Origin of the sequence: Cellulosimicrobium sp. AB352 (genome assembly GCF_049538415.1) — a bacterium.
Taxonomy (GTDB): domain Bacteria; phylum Actinomycetota; class Actinomycetes; order Actinomycetales; family Cellulomonadaceae; genus Cellulosimicrobium; species Cellulosimicrobium funkei.
In genome coordinates this window covers 166,284-183,705 of sequence record NZ_JBMVFX010000004.1, presented here as the reverse complement: position 1 = coordinate 183,705, position 17,422 = coordinate 166,284, and the positions used below count along the sequence as shown (strand labels likewise).

The window sequence follows — 17,422 nt, the reverse complement described above, 5'->3', positions numbered from 1 at the left end:
ACCCTGTGCGGAGCGCCGGCACCCCGCCGCGCGGGCTCCTGCGGGGCGACTCCCCGCTGGCCGGCACGTCGACAAATCCTCCCAATCCGGACGGCCGATCCGTCGAACTCGTCGGCGTGTCGCGCCGTCGGCGTGTCGTACGCCATGCCCGACAGCCACGCCGCAAGTCACCCGGAGCAGGTGATCCCTGCAGGAACGCGCACGGAGGACGATCGGCACGTCGGAGGTCCACGACGGCGCCGAGGAGGCGGTCGAGATGCACCCTGAGCACGCAGCAGTGCGCCGCGACGACGCGGAGCGGGCGGCATGAGCGCGGCGGAGGCCGCCGCCGAGGGGCCGGCGGTGCCGACGACGAGGGCCAGGGCGCGCGCCGCGGTCCCGGCGAGCAGCTACATCTCGTGGATCGCGCTCGCGATGATGACGACGAGCTCCGTCGCGAGCCTGCGCGCCGCGCCGACCATGGCCGTGTACGGCCTGGCGTGCGTCTTCCTCTATCTCCTGCCCGCCGTGGTGTTCCTCCTGCCCACGTCGCTGGTCTCGGCGGAGCTCGCCTCCGGGTGGAGCGGCGGCGTCTACAAGTGGGTGTCCGAGGGGATCTCGAAGCCGATGGGCTTCCTCGCGGTGTGGTGCCAGTTCGCGATGACGATCTTCTACTACCCCAGCCTGCTCGGCTTCGTCGCGAGCACGCTCGCGTACGTCATCAACCCGAGCCTCGCGAGCAGCGGCGTGTGGACGGCGATCGTCATCGTCGTCGTCTACTGGTCCGGCGTCTGGGTGTCGTCCCGCGGCACCAAGGGCGTGGCCGGGCTCGCGAGCGGCGGTCTCGTCATCGGCACGCTCGTCCCGGGCGTGATCCTCGTGACGCTCGGCGTCGTGTTCCTCGGGCAGGGCAACCCGTCCGCCGCCCCGATGGACGCCGAGCACCTGCTCCCCGCGTGGGCCGGGCTGTCGAGCCTCGTGCTGATCGTCAACAACTTCCTGTCGTACTCCGGCATGGAGATGAACGCGGTGCACGTGGGGTCGCTGCGCAACCCCGCGCGCGAGTTCCCGCGCTCGATCTTCCTCGCGATGGGGATGGTGCTGCTGATCTTCATCCTCCCCGCGCTCGCGATCAGCTGGGTCGTCCCGGCCGAGCAGCTCTCCCTCACCGCGGGCATCATGCAGGCCTTCGACGCCGTGTTCGCCTACTTCGGCTCCCAGTGGCTCACCCCGATCATCGGGATCATGCTCGTCACGGCGTCCGTCGCCGGCATGCTCACGTGGCTCGCGGGCCCGTCCAAGGGCCTCCTGCTCATCTCGCGCCAGGAGGGCTACCTCCCGCCGTTCCTCCAGCGGCTCAACAAGAACGGCGTCCAGCAGAACATCCTCGTCACGCAGGGCGTCGTCACGACGCTCATCGCCCTCGGCTACGCGCTCATCCCGAGCGTGTCGAGCGCGTACTGGATCTTCTCGGTCATCACGACGCAGGTGTACCTGATCATGTACCTGCTCATGTTCGTCGCCGCCGTGCGCCTGCGGCGTCAGCAGCCCGACCACGCACGCGGGTACCGCGCCCCGATGCTCGGCGTGCTGTGCGGCGTCGGCTTCGTCGCGTCGCTCGCCGCCCTGCTGGTGGGCTTCGTCCCGCCGTCGCAGTTCGGGTCGGGGAGCCCCGGCTCCTACCTCGTCATCGTCGCCGGCGGGGCCCTCGGCCTGGGCCTCCTGGTGCCGTACCTCTTCTACCGGTCACGCAAGCCGTCGTGGAGGCTCCCGGACACGACGACGCAGGAGTCGGAGGCGAGCGCACCATGAGCGAGGTCACGGAACGTCAGCCGCGCCGCGAGCGCCGGACCATCTACGTCGTCGCGGCCGTGGTCGTCGTCGCGCTCGTCGTCGTCACGCTGGTCGCCCGCGGCTCGCAGGAGACGACGACGGAGGCCGAGCAGAAGGCCGACCAGCTCCTCGTGGCGTTCGCGGCCGCGGGCGTGCCGACGCCGGACGCGGAGCAGGTCGTGCGCGTCCTGGGCGACGACGGCGGGGCCACGTGCGAGGACCCGGGCGGCGCGCTGAGCCGTGCGACGCTCCTGGGCCAGCTCGTCAACGGGGCCGCCGGGCCGGGCATCCGGCCGGTCGTCGCCGACAACCGCGTCGTCCGGGGGCAGCTCCTCGTCATCGAGATCTACTGCCCGGACGAGCTCGCGGGCTTCCAGGACCTCGTGGACGGCCTGCACCTCGACGACACGGTCCGGGGCTGACCGCGCTCAGTCCGCCGACCGCGCGCCCATGGGCGTGGCCGACGTGGGCAGGGTGTGCGTCACCGCGGCGGCCGCCGACGCGGCGTCGTGCACCGTGCCGCGCTCGGCGCGGTACCGCCGGCCCATGACGACCGCCATGACGACCCCGAGCGCGCTGGTCGCCGCCATGACCCACGACGCGGTGCCGAGGCCCGCGGCGAGGGACTCCGCGGTCGAGGCCCCCGCGGCGGTGCGGTCGGCGACGACGGCGGCGTAGATCGAGGCCACGACCGCCGTCGCGACGGCGGCACCCACGTAGCGCGCCATGTTCGACACGCCCGACGCCGCGCCGACCTCGTTCGCGGAGACGCACGCCGTGGACGCCGAGGACGCGGGGCCGTTGGACAGGCCCATGCCGACGGCGATGGCGATCAGCGGGAGCACGAAGGCGCCGTACCGCCATTCGGCCTGGACGACGCCGACGACGCCGAACCCGACCGCCGTGAGCAGGAACCCGAGGCCGATGACCTGCCGGCCGCCGATCCGCGCGGCGAACCGTGGGACGAGCGGGGCCACGACGACGAGCCCCGCGGTGGCCGGGAGTGTCGCGAGCCCCGCCTCGAGCGGGCTGAGGCCCAGAGTCGCGGGGTCCTGGAAGTAGATGCTCAGCAGGTACATGAGCCCGTTGATCGTGCCGGAGCCGATGAGGATGGCCACGGTCGCGCCGACGAGCACGCGGTTGCGCAGGAGCGCGAGGTCGAGGAGCGGGACCGCGACGCGGCGCTCGACCGCGACGAACAGGCAGCCCGCCACGACGGCGACCGCGAGGCTGCCGAGGGTCGCGAGCGATCCCCACCCCCAGTCGCTGCCCTTGCTCAGCGCGAGGATGAGGGGCGCGAGGGTGAGCGCGACCAGGACGGTGCCCGCGTAGTCGATCGAGCGCGAGCGGCCGGGGTCGCGCGACTCCGCCACCACGACGTACGTGAGGACGACGCACGCGGCGGCGACGACGGCGTCGACCCAGAACAGCCCCTGCCACCCCGTGAGGTTGACGAGCAGCCCGCCGAGCAGCGGCCCGGCCGCGGCCCCGACGGCGGACGCCGCACCCCACAGCGAGACCGCCCGGAGCTGGGCGTCGCCGCTGTTGGCCACGGAGAGCAGGCTCAGGCCGCACGCCACGATGGTCGCCCCGGCGGCGCCCTGGACGAACCGTCCGGCGATGACCATGCCGCCCGACGGCGCGAGCGCGATGAGCACGCAGGACGCGACGAACAGCAGGAGCCCGAGCTGGAAGACCCGCTTGCGCCCGAAGACGTCCCCGAGGGCCCCGGACGTGACGATCACCGCGGCCCCGACCAGGGAGTACCCGGTCACGGCCCACTGGAGCGTCGTGACGCTCGTGCCGGTGTCCTCGCTGATCGCGGGGAGCAGGATGCTCACCGCGGACGTGTTCGCGTTGACCACCAGCGTCGACAGGCACGCGGCGGCGAGGACACCACCGGTCCTGGCCCTGACCTCGACATCGCTCATGGCTGCGACGCTAGGCAAGGCCGCCGGGGTGCGCCTCACCCCGTCCGGGCGAGGCGCGGCGGGACCGCCGACCCGCGCGCGGCGAGGGCCCGCCCGGTGCGACCGGACGGGCCCTCGCGGGTGGAGCGGTGCGTCAGGCGGTCTCGTCGACCGTGGGGAGCTCGTTCGACGTCGCGAGCCGGCGGTACCAGTGCGCGGAGTCCTTCCACGTGCGCTCGAGCGTGTCGTAGTCGACGCGGATGATCCCGAAGCGGCGCTCGTACCCGTAGCCCCACTCGAAGTTGTCGAGCAGGGACCACGCGAAGTACCCGCGCACGTCGGCGCCCGCGTCGATCGCGGCGCCCACCGCGTCGACGTGGTCGTGCAGGTAGGCGACGCGGCGATCGTCGTGCACGCGGGGGGTCCCGTCGGCGTCGACCGTGACCTCGTCGGCGAATGCGGCGCCGTTCTCGGTGACCATCATCGGCTGGTGCGGGTACGTCGTCGCCACGGACACGAGCAGCTCGGTCATGCCGGCGGGCTCGATGTTCCAGCCCATCGCGGTGTACGGGCCGGGCTGCTGGACGAACTCCACGTCGTCGACGCCGATCCACGGGCTGTGGCTCGACGCGCCGTGGCCGTCGTTCTCGGACCGCTCGCCCTCGCCGGAGAAGTGGCGCACGCGCACGGTCGAGTAGTAGTTGACGCCGAGGATCGACAGCGGCTGTCGCACCGTCTCGAGGTCGCCCTCCCGCACGAACGACCAGTCGCTCACGTGCGCGGTGTCGGCGAGCAGGTCGGCGGGGTACTCGCCGTCGAGCATGGGCGCGAGGAACGCGCGGTTGGCGAGCGCGTCGATCTTGCGCACCGCGTCGAGGTCCGCGGCCGACGACGGGTCGTCGGGCCGGATGACGTGCAGGTTGAGCGTGACGGACGTCTTCGCGTCCTCGCCGAGCTCGTCGCGGATCGCCTGGACGGCGAGGCCGTGCGCGAGGTTGAGGTGGTGCACGGCCGCGAGCGCCGCGGCGGGCTCGGTGCGGCCGGGCGCGTGCACGCCGGAGCCGTAGCCGAGGTAGGCGGAGCACCACGGCTCGTTGAGGGTCGTCCAGGTGTCGATCCGGTCGCCGAGCTCGCGCGCCATGTGGCGGGCGTACTCGGCGAACGCGTACGCGGTGTCGCGGTTCGCCCAGCCCCCGGCGTCCTCGAGCTCCTGCGGGAGGTCCCAGTGGTAGAGCGTGACGACGGGCTTGACGCCCTTCTCGAGGAGCGCGTCGACGAGGCGCGAGTAGAACGCGACGCCCTCGGGGTTGAGCGGGCCGGTGCCGCCCGGCTGCACGCGCGACCACGAGATGGAGAACCGGTACGCGCCGAGGCCGAGGTCGGCGATGTGCTGCACGTCCTCCTGCCACCGGTGGTAGTGGTCGTCCGCGACGTCGCCCGTGTCGCCGTTGAGCGTGCGGCCCAGGGTGTGGGAGTACGTGTCCCAGATGGACGGCGTGCGGCCGCCCTCGGCGGCGGCGCCCTCGATCTGGTAGGCGGCGGTCGCGGAGCCCCAGAGGAAGTCGGTCGGGAACGTGCGGCGGCCCGACGACGCGGGCGCGGCCTGCGCGTCGACGGCGACGGGGGCGGTGGTGTCGGTGGTCACGAGGGTCCTCGCTGGTCGGTCGTCGGACGACGTGGTCCGCGACGGTGGTCGGGTCGGTGGCCGGCGCGACGACGCCGGGCGGACGCACCATGGGAGCGCTTCCATGGTGCGTCCGCCCAGGATACGTCCTCAGCCGAGGTCGAGAGTCACGCTCGTCGCGCCGTGCGCCTCGGCCGTCGCCGCGCCGGCCCGCACGGACCAGGCCGCGGGGGCGTCGTCGGACGAGACGGTGAGGGTCGCGCCCGACCGGCGCACGCGGAACGTGGCCCCGGCCGCGCTGTCCGACGGCGGGACGACCACGAGCTCGTCGTACCCGTCGGGCAGCTCGAACGCGTGCAGCGTGACGCCGTCGGCCCAGTCGTAGTCCGGCCGGTCGGTGCGGGCGCCGACCGGCAGGACGGTGCCCGGGCGCACGAGCACCGGGAGCGAGTCGAACCCGTGGGTCTCGGTGACCCAGCGCGGGCCGGTCACGGTCTCGCTCAGGGCGGGGCCGTCGTCGGGCTGGACGAGACGCGTCCACGTGCCCTCCGGCACGTAGTACTCCACGCGGCCGTCCGCGCGGAACACGGGCGCGACGAGGAGCGCGTCGCCCAGCAGGTACTGCGTGTCCGCGGTGTACCCGGCGCGGTCGTGCGGGAGCTCGAGCACGAGCGGCCGCATCATCGGCACGCCGTCGGTGTGCGCCTCCTCGGCCACCCGCCCGAGGTACGGCATGAGCGAGAGCTTGAGGTGCGTGAACTTGCGCGTCACGTCGACGGCCTCGTCGTCGAACGCCCACGGGACCCGGACCGAGCCCGACCCGTGCAGGCGCGAGTGCGACGACAGCAGCCCGAACGCCGTCCAGCGCTTGAACACGCCCGGGTCCGGCGTGCCCTCGAAGCCGCCCATGTCGTGGCTCCAGTAGCCGAAGCCCGACATCGACATCGACAGGCCGCCGCGCAGCGACTCGGCCATCGACGCGTACGTCGAGTCGCAGTCGCCGCCCCAGTGCACGGGGAACTGCTGGCCGCCCGCGGTCGCGGACCGCGCGAACAGGACCGCCTCGCCCTCGCCGCGCTTGCGCTCGAGCAGCCGGAAGACCGCCTCGTTGTAGAGCTGGGCGTAGTAGTTGTGCATCTTGCGCGGGTCGGAGCCGTCGTGCCACGCGATGCCGTCGACGGGGATCCGCTCGCCGAAGTCGGTCTTGAAGCAGTCGACGCCCTGGTCGAGCAGGCCCTCGAGCTTGCCCACGTACCACGCGGTCGCGTCGGGGTTGGTGAAGTCCACCAGCCCCATGCCCGCCTGCCACAAATCCCACTGCCACACGGACCCGTCCTCGCGCTGCACGAGGAAGCCCTGCTCCGCGGCCTCCGCGAAGAGGGGCGAGCGCTGCGCGACGTACGGGTTGATCCACACGCACACCTTGAGCCCGCGGTCGTGCAGGCGCCGGAGCATGCCCTCGGGGTCGGGGAACGTGCGCGGGTCCCACTCGAAGTCGACCCACTGGTACTCGCGCATCCAGAAGCAGTCGAAGTGGAACACCGACAGCGGCAGGTCGCGCTCGGCCATCCCGTCGATGAACCCGTTCACCGTCTGCTCGTCGTAGCTCGTCGTGAACGACGTCGTGAGCCACAGGCCGAACGACCACGCCGGCACGCGCGCGGGGCGGCCCGTCAGCGCCGTGTACCGGCGCAGCACGTCCTTGGGCGTCGGGCCCTGGATGACCAGGTACTCCAGCGACTGCCCCTCGACGGAGAACTGGACGCGCGTGTTCACCTCGGAGGCGACCTCGAACGAGACCTTCTCCGGGTGCTCGACGAACACCCCGTAGCCCTTGGTCGTGAGGTAGAGCGGCACGGACTTGTACGCCTGCTCGCTCGACGTCCCGCCGTCCTCGTTCCAGATGTCCACGACCTGGCCGTTCTTGACGAACGGGCCGAACCGCTCCCCCAGGCCGTAGACGAGCTCGCCCGGCTCGAGCGCGAGCTGCTCGTGCGTCCACGCGCCGCCGTCGTCCGACGTGACGTGCCCGACCGACTTCGGCAGCGAGGAGGTCAGCACCTCGCCGTCCGCCTCGAAGTCCACGCGCCAGCGGTCGCCCCGGTGCACGCGCACGGCGAGGTCCTTGGACCGCAGGACGGCGACGTCGTCGTGCACCTCGACCTCGGGCCGGAACCCGGGCTCGCCGGTCACCTGGAACGCCGGGCCCCGGCGCACCGCGCCCTGGTGGTGCTCGACGCGCACGCGGATCACACCGGGTGCGGGCGAGGAGTACGTCGTCGTGAGCATCGGGCGGTTGAGCGTGTCGCCCCGGCCGCGGATCTTCGCCGTCGGCGCGTACACGGTGAGCGTGCCGGCCGCCTCGTCCGCGCGGACGTCGTCGACCTCGACCGCGTAGAGCGGGTGCATGCCGGGTCGGACCTGCCAGTACCCGTCGGTGAACTTCATGGGTGGTGCTTCCTTCGTCGGTGCGTATCGGTGTCTCGGGGCGTCAGGCCGGAGGCCTCACTTGACGGCGCCGGCCGTCACGCCGCGGGTGAGGGTGCGCTGGAAGATGAGGAAGAAGATCAGCGCGGGGATCAGCGAGACGAGCGCGCCCGCGTTGGTCGTCGGGGCGTCCATCATGCGGTCGCCCTGGAGCGACGCGAGCGCGATGGGGATCGTCTGGGTGTCGTTGGTCGTCAGCATGACCAGCGGGATGAAGAACTCGTTCCACGTCCAGATGAAGAAGAAGATCATGAGGACGCCGAGCGTCGGCCGGACGATCGGGTACACGACCTGCCACAGGATGCGCCAGCGGCCGGCGCCGTCGAGCTGCGCCGCCTCGAGGAGCGCGGGCGGGAACGTCCCGAGCACGGACGAGAGCAGGTAGGTGCCGAACGCCGCCTGGATGACCGTGAAGATGATGATGATCGACCACTGCGAGTTCGACAGGCCGACCTTCTGCGCCATGTCGAACAGCGGGTAGATGAGCGCCTCCTGCGGCAGCATGTTCGCCACGAGGAACAGCGTGACGATCCACAGCCGGCCCTTGATGCGGCCGACGCCGATCGCGTACGCGCTGAGGAGCGACAGGAGCGTGCCGAACACCGCGACGAGCGCCGAGATGAAGACGGAGTTCCAGAGCTTCTGCGGGAAGTTCGTGCGCGTCCAGAAGTTCTGCACGCCGTCGAGGTAGAGCTCGCTCGGGAGGCTCAGCGGCCCGTCCTGGGAGTACTCGGCCGGGGACTTGAACGCGTTGAGCACCATGATGACGAACGGCGACAGCATGAGGAGCGCGACGAGCACCGCCGCGGCGAGCACGAACCAGCGGCCGATCCCGCGGCGGTAGCGCTCGTCCTGCCGGGTGGCGCGCAGGGCGCGGCGGGGGCGGGACGCGCCGGCGCCCGGCGCCACGGCGTCCGCGGGGGTGGTGGTGACGGTGGACATCAGCGGCCCTCCTGCTCACGACGCTCGGCGCGGCTCTGCAGCGCGAGGATCACGACGGCGACGACGATGATGACGAGGGTGAGCACGGTCGCCACCGCGGCGCCGTAGCCGACCTTCGACTTGTCGAAGAAGTTCAGGTACGAGTAGTAGCTCGGGACGAGCGTGGAGCTCTCGGGGCCGCCGCGCGTGAGCACGTAGATGGGCCCGAAGACCTTGAGCGCCGCGACGGTGCAGGTGAGCGTGACGACGAACGTCTCGGGACGGATCTGCGGGATCGTGATGGCCCCGAAGCGCCGCCACCAGCCGGCGCCGTCGAGCTCGGCGGCCTCGTAGAGCTCGGGGTCCACGCGCTGGAGCGCGGACATGAAGATGACCACCGGGTAGCCGATCTGCACCCAGATGAGCACGAGCATGACGCTCGGCAGCGCGGTCGAGGTGTCGCCCAGCCAGTTCGGCGGGTTCTCGACCCCGATCCCGCGCAGCATGACGTTGAGCGCGCCGGTCTGGGCGTTGAGGATCCAGTTCCACAGCACGCCGGCCACGGCGACCGGGAGGATCTGGGGCAGGTAGTACGTCGCGCGCAGGAACGCCGCGACACGGGGCCCGAACCGGCGGCCGAGGTAGTCGAACAGCACGGCGGCGAGCACGAGGCCGACGAGGGTCGGCACGACGACCATCGCGAGGATCATCGCGATGGAGTTCTGGAACGAGGTCCAGAACGCCGAGTCGTGCATCAGGTCGGCGTAGTTCCCCAGCCCGTACCAGCGCATCGGCGCCATGCCGCCGCGCCACTTGAACAGGCTGTAGTAGACGTTCATCGCGAACGGGTAGCCGATCACGACGACGAACGCCACCGCGCCGGGCAGGAGGTAGGGCAGGTACGGGAGCCAGGCGGGCCGGCGACGACGGCGGCGTGCCGCGGTCGCGCGCGACGCCTCGCGCGCGGGTCCGGGCCCGGCCTCGGGCACGGTGTCGGTGCGGGTGGTCATGACGGTCTCTTTCGCGGGAGGTCCTCGGGTGGTGCTCGGGTGGTGCCCGGGCGGCCGGCCGACGCAGGTGCCGGCCGGCCGCCCGGGACGGGCGGTTCCGCTCAGCTGTCGAGCAGGTCCGCCTTGCCGTCCACGTAGGCGGACTCGAGGCCGTCGAGCACCTCGGTCGGCGACTTCGACTGGTTGATGAGCGACTGGAGCTCGCTGACGATCACGTCGTAGTAGCCGGGCACGGGCCAGTCGGGGTAGAACGCGAGGCCGTCGTCGTCGAGGATCGCCTGGAAGTTCTCGGTGAGCTGCTGCGTGCGCTCGTCCGTGATGACGGACGCGTCACCGGCGACAGGCAGGCCGCCCTTCTCCGCGAGGATGTTCTGCACCTCGGGGCGCAGCGTGACGTCGATGAACTCCTCGGCGAGGTCGGGCGAGTCCGCGTTCGCGGGGACGACCCACAGATTGCCGGACGAGCCGACCTGGAGCGTGTTGCCGGGGAAGTTGAACTGGCCCCAGTCGGCGTCCATCTCCTCGACGATGCGGCCGAACCACCACGAGCCGGAGACCATCATCGGGTAGGTGCCGTTGATGAACGAGACACCCATGTCCTCGGCGGTGAGCGCCGCGGAGTCGGACGCCACGTAGCCGTCCTTGATCCAGGAGTCGAGCTTCTCGGTCGCCTGCGTCATCTCGGGACCGTGGAAGTCGGGGTCGCCGTCGAAGAGCTGGTACTGGTCGATGAAGTCGCGGTCCGAGTTCGCGAGCACGAGCTCGTACCAGAGCTGGCCCATCGGGTACTCGGCGCCGGCCTCGGCGAGCGGCGTGACGCCCTGGGCCTTGAAGGCCTGCATGACGGTCTCGAGCTCCTCGAGCGTCGTCGGCACCTCGAGCCCGTACTGGGCGAACATGTCCTTGTTGTAGTAGACCTGCACGAACTCGCCGTAGTTCGGGACGCCGTACCACTCGCCCGAGCCCATGAGGCCCTGGTCGTCGTAGGTCGCGGTCGTCTGGAGCGAGCCGCTGAGCTTCTCGTCCCATCCGCGCTCGGTCGCCGCGTCGGTGAGCGGGGTCAGCAGGCCCTGCGCGGCGAGCTGGCCGGCGGTCGCGTTGCCCTTGTTGTACTCCATGACGTCCGGCACGTCGTCGCCGGTGAGGACGATCTTGGCGTTCTTCTGGATCTGTTCGAACGTCTGCTTCTCGACGACGACGTCGACGTCCGGGTTCTCCTCCTCGAAGATCTCGATCGCCTTGGCCCAGGCCTGGCCCATGGCCGAGTCCTCGTTCTCGTAGTGCCAGATCGTCAGGGTCTGGTCGTCGGACCCGCCGCTGCCGCCCGAGCTCCCGCACGCCCCGAGGGCGAGTGGGAGCGCTGCCACGGCAGCGACGAGCGAGATCTTCCGGGATCGCAGCATGTGCGTGTCCTCCTCATCGAGTTCCGGCGGGGGCCGGAGGGCGGCCGGGCGTCGCCCGGCCGGTCGGTGTTTCAGCGAGCCGCGGGCTCGGGGTCGTCGTCCGGTGCCCGGCCGGCCGCGGGGGCGACGCTGCTGCCGGGCTCGAGGACGCACGGGATGAGCACGTTCGGTGTGCTCGGACGGGAGCCGTCCACGAGGGACAGCAGCTTCTGCACGCCCAGGCGGCCGAGCTCGGCCCCGGGGGCGTGCATGGTGGTGAGCGGCGGGTTGCTCATCTCCCCGACGCCGGGCGACGTGACGATCGACAGGATCGACATGTCGCCGGGGATCGCGACGCCGCGCTGCTGGAGCTCGGCCACGACGCCGAACGTCGCGATCTCGTTCATGGTGACGAACGCCGTGAGCCGGGGCTCGCGCGCGAGCAGCGTCGCGACGGCGTCACGGCCCGCGCTCGGCGACTCGTCGACGCGCAGCGCGACCGGCTCGAGCCCGCGACGGCGCATCGCCGCCTCGAAGCCCTCCTCGGCACGGAACGTCGGCGCGTAGCCCTCGTCCGCCGTCGCCTGCGAGTGGTTGACGAGCGCCACGTGCCGGTGCCCGAGGTCGACGAGGTGCTGGACCGCGTCGTCCGTCGTGCGCTCGAAGTCGATGTCGACCGACGGCCGGTCGGACACGTCGCGCGTCCGGCCGATCATCGTGTACGGGACGCCGGCCTCGTGCAGCACGTCGACCCGCGCGTCGTCGAGCGCGACCTCCATGAGCAGGACGCCGTCCGCCATCCCCTGGCGCACGAGGTCGCGGACCTCGGGCGCCTGGGTCGTGCGGAAGGGCCACAGGACCAGGTGGTAACCGTTCTCGCGCGCGGTCTCCGCCGCCGACGAGACGAACTCCGCGACCGTGCCGCCGAGGCCCTTCTCCATCGCGGGGTAGATGAGGGCGAGCACGTGGCTGCGGCGGGACGCGAGGCCGCGGGCCATCGCGTTGGGCTGGTAGCCGAGCTCGGCCATGGCGTCCTCGATGCGCCGACGCGTGGCGTCGGAGACCGGACGCGTGCCGGACAGCGCGTACGAGACCGTGCTCAGCGAGACCTGCGCGCGTCGCGCCACGTCCTGCATCGTCGCCATCCTCACCACTCCCCTGTGGTCCGGTCCCGCACCTCGGCCGTCGAAGCGCTTCGTCGAAACGCATCGTCGAAGCGCTTCGATGTTACGAGTATTGATTGAACAAATGGACGGAGTCAAGTCCGTCGGACGAGAGCACGCTCTCTCGTTTCCGCGGGGCGCCCCGACCTGCGACGACGTCCGGACGCGCACGAGCCGCCGGGCGGCAGGACCGCCCAGCGGCTCGATCGGTCCCCGGCGGGCCCGGGGTCAGGCGGAGAGGTCGACGCCCTCCCCGCCGCGCAGCACCTCGCGCACGCGCAGGTCGCCGTCCGTCACGACGACGTCGGCACGCAGCCCCGCGACCAGCCCGCCGCGGTCGTCGAGACCGAGCACCCCGGCCGGCGTCCACGACGCCGCACGTACCGCGTCGACGAGCGGCACCCCCGCCTCGACCGTCTCGCGCACGACGTCGAGCAGGTGGTACGTGCCGCCGGCGATGGCCCCGCCGTCGGTGAGACGCGCGACGCCGTGCGCGACCGTGACGCGCATCGGACCGAGCTCGTACGCGCCGTCCGCCATGCCCGCCGCGGCCATCGCGTCCGTGACGAGCGCGACGGCGTCCGGCCCGGCCACCGCGCCGTCCGCCCCCACGTGCGGCCCGACGAGCTCGACGACGCTCCGGATCGTGCCGTGCGCGAGGTGGGTGCCGTCGGCGACGAGCTCGACGACCATCTCGCCGCGCGCGGCCGCCGCGAGGCACGCGGCCACAGGCCCCGGCTCGCGGTGGTGCAGCGGGCGCATCCCGTTGAACAGGTGCGTCGCGGTCAGCCGCGCGCCCGGCCGGCCCGCCGCGGCGAACGCCGCGACGCCCGCGGCGATCGCCGCCTCGGTCTGCTCGGTCGTCGCGTCCGTGTGCCCGATCGAGGGCACGGCGCCGACCTCGACGAGCGTCTCGATCACTCCCCCGGGCCCGACGACGCCCGGCACCTCGGGCGCGACCGTCATGGTGCGCAGGTGCCCGCGCGCCGCGGCAGCGATCGCCCGGACGAGCTCCGGGTCGCCGTCGAGCATGTCGTGCGGGTTCTGGGCTCCGCACCGCACCTCCGAGAGGAACGGGCCCTCGAGGTGGATGCCGACGATCTCGCCCGCCTCCGCGAGGTCGGCGAGCGTCGCCGCGCGGGCGAGCAGGACGTCGCGCGGCGCGGTCACGAGCGACGCGACGAGGCTCGTGGTGCCGTGCCGCAGGTGCTCGCGCGCCCCGCCGAGCGCCTCGGCCGCGCTCGTCGCGTCGGGGAAGCTCGACCCGCCGCCGCCGTGGTCGTGCACGTCCACCAGGCCCGGGAGCAGGGTCACCCCGTCCCCGGCGGGCACGTCGGGGAACCCGGCGGCCGCCGCCTCCGAGCGCGGGCCGACCCACGCGACGAGTCCGTCACGGACGGCCACGACGCCGTCGTCGAGCACCCTGTCCGGGGTGACGACGCGACCCGCGAGGACGCGCGCGGTGCCGGGCTGTTGGTCGGGACGAGGGCTGCGGACGGCGTCGGTCATGGGGCCATTCTGGCGCACTTCGTACACCCGGCGTGCAAACCTCTCGGGTCAGCCGTCGGCCGCCTCGAGGAGCCGTCGCGCACCCCGTCCGAGGTGCAGCGCGAACAGCCGCTGGAACGTCGGCACGGCGAACGAGAACGGCCGCACCCACCACAGCACGGGGCGGCTGAAGACGTCGATGCGCCACCACAGGTCACCGGCGTCGTCGCGCTCGACGGCGAACCGCTCCTCCCCCACGAACGCGTGGCCCGGGAGCGTCCCGTAGGCGAAGCCCACGCGTCGCTCGGTGCGCTCGACCCACACGACCTCGCACGGCTCGTACAGCCGCAGGCGCCCGACACCGAGCAGGGTCGTGACCCGCACCCCCGGGGCTGCCTCGGCGGCGTCCGTCTCGAGCCGCACGCGTGCCGCGGCGTGCACCTGCCACGTGAGGAGCTGCTCGCCCAGCCGGGCGAGGTCCTCGGGCGGGCGGGCGCGGTCGGTGAGGCGGCGCCGCACGTGCAGGTGCCGGTACCCCGCGGGCCAGCGGTCCGTGCGCGTCGCCCCGACCTCGGGGTAGGTGAACGTCATGCCGTGCTCCTCTCGGCCCCCGGGCGGGGGCTCGTCGGGTCCGGGTCCCCTGCCGGGGACGGGGTCGTGCCGTCGCGGGCGAGCAGCCGGACGCCGAGCAGCGCGCAGACCACGAAGCCGAGCGCGTTCCCGACCCCGTGCGTCGCGGCCATGACGTCGAGGCTCGGGTGCGCGAACCCGAAGGCCTCGCCCCCCGCCCACCACAGCGCGAGCACCATCGACGCGCTCACGACGACGGCCGCCGTGCCGAGCAGCGCCCGGGCTGTGGCCGGCCGTCCGCCGGGGCGCGCGAGCGACCGCACGACGGCGGCCGCCGTCGCCCACAGCGCGAGCGTGAGGACGACCGCCCCGACGAGCTCGGCGACGTCGCCCACGAAGTACCCGACGAGGACGAGCGTCGTCCCGGCCGGGACGCCCCAGGCGCCCGCCGTCGCGAGCCGGTCGCCCGGGGCGAGCCGCGCGACCGCGCCGGCGACGAGCGCCGCCCCGAAGCCCGCGTAGAGCATGTGCGGCACCGTGAGGGCGAGGTAGGTGCCCGAGAACCCGAGCAGACCCCACTCCGCGCGCTCGGCGACGAGCGCGCTCGCCCCGACCGCGGGCAGCACGAGCGCGGTCACGGTCGCGACCCGGACGGCGAGGTCGACGCGCGGCGCCAGGCCGCCCGCACGGTCACCGGGCACGACGGCGTGCGCGCGCCCCGGGCGGGCGGGAGGCGCCACGTCGCGCAGCGTGCGCACGGCGAGGCGGACGCCCGCCCCGAGCAGGACGGCGGCCGCGAGGACGAAGGGCAGCGTCAGCACGACGGCCAGCCGGCTGTGCGGCAGCAGGAGGCTCACGACGGCGGCGGCACCGGCGAGCGGCCACGCGGCGCTGCGCGGCGCCGGGACGACCTGCGGCCCGAGGAGCCGCAGGCCGAGCGGGAGCACGACCACCGCGCCGAGCGCCACGAGCAGCCCGACGACCGCCTCGCCCGCCGGGCTCACGACGACACCCCGCGGGTCGGGGCCGGCGCCGAGACGTCCTGGACGAGGCGCAGGGCGTCGTCGACCACCCCGCGGGCGACCGGGAGTCGTGCCAGCCGGACGAGGCTGCCGACGAGCGCCGCACCGCCGTCGACGAGGCGGCGCGTGCGCGCGAACCCCGGCGAGGAGTCGTAGACCCAGAAGAGCGTGATGCCGAGCTGCGCCAGCCAGAGCAGCTCCGGCAGGCGCGCCCGGAGGTGCGCCGGGACGCGCGACGACGTCCCCGCCACGACCTCCTCGAAGAGGCTCCGCGAGAGGTCGCGCGCGTCGGTCGACGCGGCCGAGAACGGGCTCGCGTCGGAACCCGGACGGATCGCGACCGAGACGAACTCCGCGCCGAACGCGTGGAAGGGGGCGAACGCGTCGATCGCCGCGCCCCACACGCCGCGCAGCCGGTCGGCGAGCGACCCGCCCGCCGCGAGGAGCGGGGCGGCGAGCACGGCGTGCTCGCGCTGCACGTCGAGGTAGAGCTCCTGGACGAGCGCGTCCTTGGACGGGAAGTGGTAGTACGCGTTCCCCGTGCTCACGCCCGCCTCCGCCGCGACGGCGCGCATCGTCGTGCGCTCGTAGCCGACGTCGCGCAGCATCCGGATCGCGACGTCGCGCAGGTGCGCGCGGGTCCGCTCGGACTTCGGCGTCGCGCTCATGCGTCAGGGCCTTTTTTGAACATGTTCAAAAACTACCACGGCACGGTCCTGGCGCGTGCGGTGCGGTGGCCCCGTTGCCGCCGCCAGCCGCCGCCGAGCAGGCGGTCCCGGCGGGCCGAACAGGCGATGGTGGCTCGTCCGGGGGTCAGGACGGACCACGACCGCCTGCTCGGCGGTGGGACGGGCGTCAGAAGAGACGCGAGTCGACGTCGTCGACGCCGCGCATCGCGTCGTAGTCGAGCAGGAGGCAGCCGATGCCGCGGTCCGTCGCGAGCACGCGCGCCTGCGGCTTGATCTCCTGCGCGGCGAACACGCCGCGCACGGGCGCGAGCAGCGGGTCGCGGTTGAGCAGCTCGAGGTAGCGCGTGAGCTGCTCGACGCCGTCGATGTCGCCCCGGCGCTTGATCTCGACCGCGACCGTCGCGCCGAGCGGGTCCTTGGCGAGGATGTCGACGGGACCGATCGCCGTCGGGTACTCGCGGCGCACGAGGGTGTGGCCCGAGCCGAGCAGCTCGATCTGCGCGGCCAGCATCTCCTGGAGGTGCGCCTCGACGCCGTCCTTGACGAGCCCCGGGTCGACGCCGAGCTCGTGCGAGCTGTCGTGCTGCACCTCGTGCAGCTCGATCTCCAGCCGGTCGTCGCTCTTCGCGTGCTGGACGGCCCAGACCTCCGTGACGCCGCGCTCGCGCGCCTCGTCGGAGGGCGCGCGCACCGCGAGCGAGCACGGCGGGCTCATCCAGTTCAGCGGCTTGTACGACCCGCCGTCCGAGTGCAGCAGCACGCTCCCGTCGGCCTTGACGATGAGCACGCGCGTCGCGAGCGGCAGGTGGGCGGACAGGCGGCCCGTGTAGCGGGCGGAGCAGCGGGCGACGACGAGGCGCATGAGGCGGGTCCTCCGGGTCGGTGGTGGGCGGTCCGGTCACGGCGTCTGCCCCCGGGGCGACGCCTCAGACGACGACGTCGCGCCGCCCCGGAGGCGCGGCCTCCAGCCAGGAGGCGAGGCCCTCGTAGGCGGCCCGCGACATCGTGAGCTCGAAGTCCTGGCCGCGGTAGCGGCAGCGGACGAGGTAGGTGTCGGACGCCTCGCCGGCGAGCGGCTCACGGCCCGCGATGACGAGGTCGTAGCGGGACCAGGTGCGGGCGGGCCGCAGCGACACGGACCACAGCCGCCACCAGTCGATGCGGCCGACGCCGTAGTGCGCGATGCCCGCGACCCAGGGGGCCCCGGGGGCGCCCGCGCGCCGCGCGCCGCACTCGAACGAACCGACGCGGTGCGACAGGGCGCGCAGACGCCACACCCCCAGCCCGATCGCGACAAGGACGAGGACGAGCAGTCCGAGCGCGATCCAGGCCAGGGGCGTCATG

At 73.1% G+C, this 17,422-nt stretch carries 15 protein-coding genes; 2 read left to right on the top strand and 13 right to left on the bottom strand.

Annotated elements, in window-relative coordinates; all coding sequences use genetic code 11:
- Nucleotides 1-306 precede the first annotated feature (306 nt).
- Both ACPCUX_RS04770 and ACPCUX_RS04765 read left to right on the top strand, forming a co-directional pair.
- Nucleotides 307-1,791, top strand: a complete 1,485-nt coding sequence (locus ACPCUX_RS04770) for an APC family permease (RefSeq protein WP_423388255.1) — start codon at nt 307-309, stop codon at nt 1,789-1,791.
- Nucleotides 1,788-2,234: a hypothetical protein gene (locus ACPCUX_RS04765; RefSeq protein WP_423388254.1), complete on the top strand. Its 447-nt coding sequence runs from the start codon at nt 1,788-1,790 to the stop codon at nt 2,232-2,234. Before ACPCUX_RS04770 ends, ACPCUX_RS04765 begins: the two co-directional genes overlap by 4 nt.
- A gap of 6 nt (nt 2,235-2,240) precedes the next feature.
- Here the strand turns inward: ACPCUX_RS04765 and ACPCUX_RS04760 are convergent, their stop codons facing one another.
- From ACPCUX_RS04760 to ACPCUX_RS04700, 13 genes are all read right to left on the bottom strand, one after another.
- Nucleotides 2,241-3,743, bottom strand: coding sequence for an MFS transporter (locus ACPCUX_RS04760; RefSeq protein ID WP_144722689.1), 1,503 nt, complete (start codon nt 3,741-3,743; stop codon nt 2,241-2,243).
- A gap of 133 nt (nt 3,744-3,876) precedes the next feature.
- Complete coding sequence (locus tag ACPCUX_RS04755; protein ID WP_423388253.1) at nt 3,877-5,367, bottom strand: GH1 family beta-glucosidase; 1,491 nt, start codon at nt 5,365-5,367, stop codon at nt 3,877-3,879.
- Nucleotides 5,368-5,496: 129 nt separating this feature from the next.
- Nucleotides 5,497-7,794 (bottom strand): alpha-xylosidase, encoded by a 2,298-nt coding sequence (yicI, locus tag ACPCUX_RS04750; RefSeq protein ID WP_423388252.1) that lies wholly within the window; start codon nt 7,792-7,794, stop codon nt 5,497-5,499.
- Between the two features lie 57 nt (nt 7,795-7,851).
- A complete protein-coding gene (locus ACPCUX_RS04745) occupies nt 7,852-8,775 on the bottom strand; it encodes a carbohydrate ABC transporter permease (RefSeq protein WP_083711944.1) in 924 nt (307 codons plus the stop codon).
- Nucleotides 8,775-9,764 (bottom strand): carbohydrate ABC transporter permease, encoded by a 990-nt coding sequence (locus ACPCUX_RS04740; RefSeq protein WP_081599874.1) that lies wholly within the window; start codon nt 9,762-9,764, stop codon nt 8,775-8,777. Before ACPCUX_RS04740 ends, ACPCUX_RS04745 begins: the two co-directional genes overlap by 1 nt.
- 101 nt (nt 9,765-9,865) lie before the next feature.
- Nucleotides 9,866-11,167, bottom strand: coding sequence for an ABC transporter substrate-binding protein (locus tag ACPCUX_RS04735; RefSeq protein WP_043653192.1), 1,302 nt, complete (start codon nt 11,165-11,167; stop codon nt 9,866-9,868).
- Nucleotides 11,168-11,238: 71 nt separating this feature from the next.
- On the bottom strand, nt 11,239-12,291 hold the full coding sequence (locus ACPCUX_RS04730; RefSeq protein WP_423388251.1) for a LacI family DNA-binding transcriptional regulator: 1,053 nt from the start codon (nt 12,289-12,291) through the stop codon (nt 11,239-11,241).
- A gap of 246 nt (nt 12,292-12,537) precedes the next feature.
- Nucleotides 12,538-13,818 carry an N-acetylglucosamine-6-phosphate deacetylase gene (locus tag ACPCUX_RS04725; protein ID WP_085387559.1) on the bottom strand — a complete coding sequence of 427 codons (1,281 nt, stop codon included), beginning with the start codon at nt 13,816-13,818 and terminating at the stop codon, nt 12,538-12,540.
- A gap of 48 nt (nt 13,819-13,866) precedes the next feature.
- A complete protein-coding gene (locus ACPCUX_RS04720) occupies nt 13,867-14,388 on the bottom strand; it encodes a DUF1990 family protein (protein ID WP_085387558.1) in 522 nt (173 codons plus the stop codon).
- Nucleotides 14,385-15,371 (bottom strand): YndJ family transporter, encoded by a 987-nt coding sequence (locus ACPCUX_RS04715; RefSeq protein ID WP_423388250.1) that lies wholly within the window; start codon nt 15,369-15,371, stop codon nt 14,385-14,387. Before ACPCUX_RS04715 ends, ACPCUX_RS04720 begins: the two co-directional genes overlap by 4 nt.
- The gene (locus ACPCUX_RS04710; RefSeq protein WP_114553064.1) at nt 15,368-16,057 is read right to left on the bottom strand and encodes a TetR family transcriptional regulator; all 690 of its coding nucleotides are present in this window, start codon (nt 16,055-16,057) and stop codon (nt 15,368-15,370) included. The genes ACPCUX_RS04715 and ACPCUX_RS04710 overlap by 4 nt, the downstream gene beginning before the upstream one ends.
- A 187-nt stretch (nt 16,058-16,244) precedes the next feature.
- Nucleotides 16,245-16,940: an endonuclease NucS gene (gene nucS, locus ACPCUX_RS04705; protein ID WP_114553063.1), complete on the bottom strand. Its 696-nt coding sequence runs from the start codon at nt 16,938-16,940 to the stop codon at nt 16,245-16,247.
- Nucleotides 16,941-17,004: 64 nt separating this feature from the next.
- On the bottom strand, nt 17,005-17,421 hold the full coding sequence (locus ACPCUX_RS04700; RefSeq protein ID WP_034653511.1) for a DUF2550 domain-containing protein: 417 nt from the start codon (nt 17,419-17,421) through the stop codon (nt 17,005-17,007).
- Nucleotide 17,422 lies beyond the last annotated feature (1 nt).

Coding starts and splice junctions, on each gene's coding strand:
- ACPCUX_RS04770 (WP_423388255.1), top strand. CDS start 307: ATGAGCGCGGCGGAGGCCGCCGCCGAGGGGCCGGCGGTGCCGACGACG.
- ACPCUX_RS04740 (WP_081599874.1), bottom strand. CDS start 9,764: ATGACCACCCGCACCGACACCGTGCCCGAGGCCGGGCCCGGACCCGCG.
- ACPCUX_RS04735 (WP_043653192.1), bottom strand. CDS start 11,167: ATGCTGCGATCCCGGAAGATCTCGCTCGTCGCTGCCGTGGCAGCGCTC.
- ACPCUX_RS04725 (WP_085387559.1), bottom strand. CDS start 13,818: ATGACCGACGCCGTCCGCAGCCCTCGTCCCGACCAACAGCCCGGCACC.
- nucS (WP_114553063.1), bottom strand. CDS start 16,940: ATGCGCCTCGTCGTCGCCCGCTGCTCCGCCCGCTACACGGGCCGCCTG.
- yicI (WP_423388252.1), bottom strand. CDS start 7,794: ATGAAGTTCACCGACGGGTACTGGCAGGTCCGACCCGGCATGCACCCG.
- ACPCUX_RS04700 (WP_034653511.1), bottom strand. CDS start 17,421: ATGACGCCCCTGGCCTGGATCGCGCTCGGACTGCTCGTCCTCGTCCTT.
- ACPCUX_RS04760 (WP_144722689.1), bottom strand. CDS start 3,743: ATGAGCGATGTCGAGGTCAGGGCCAGGACCGGTGGTGTCCTCGCCGCC.
- ACPCUX_RS04730 (WP_423388251.1), bottom strand. CDS start 12,291: ATGGCGACGATGCAGGACGTGGCGCGACGCGCGCAGGTCTCGCTGAGC.
- ACPCUX_RS04710 (WP_114553064.1), bottom strand. CDS start 16,057: ATGAGCGCGACGCCGAAGTCCGAGCGGACCCGCGCGCACCTGCGCGAC.
- ACPCUX_RS04765 (WP_423388254.1), top strand. CDS start 1,788: ATGAGCGAGGTCACGGAACGTCAGCCGCGCCGCGAGCGCCGGACCATC.
- ACPCUX_RS04745 (WP_083711944.1), bottom strand. CDS start 8,775: ATGTCCACCGTCACCACCACCCCCGCGGACGCCGTGGCGCCGGGCGCC.
- ACPCUX_RS04720 (WP_085387558.1), bottom strand. CDS start 14,388: ATGACGTTCACCTACCCCGAGGTCGGGGCGACGCGCACGGACCGCTGG.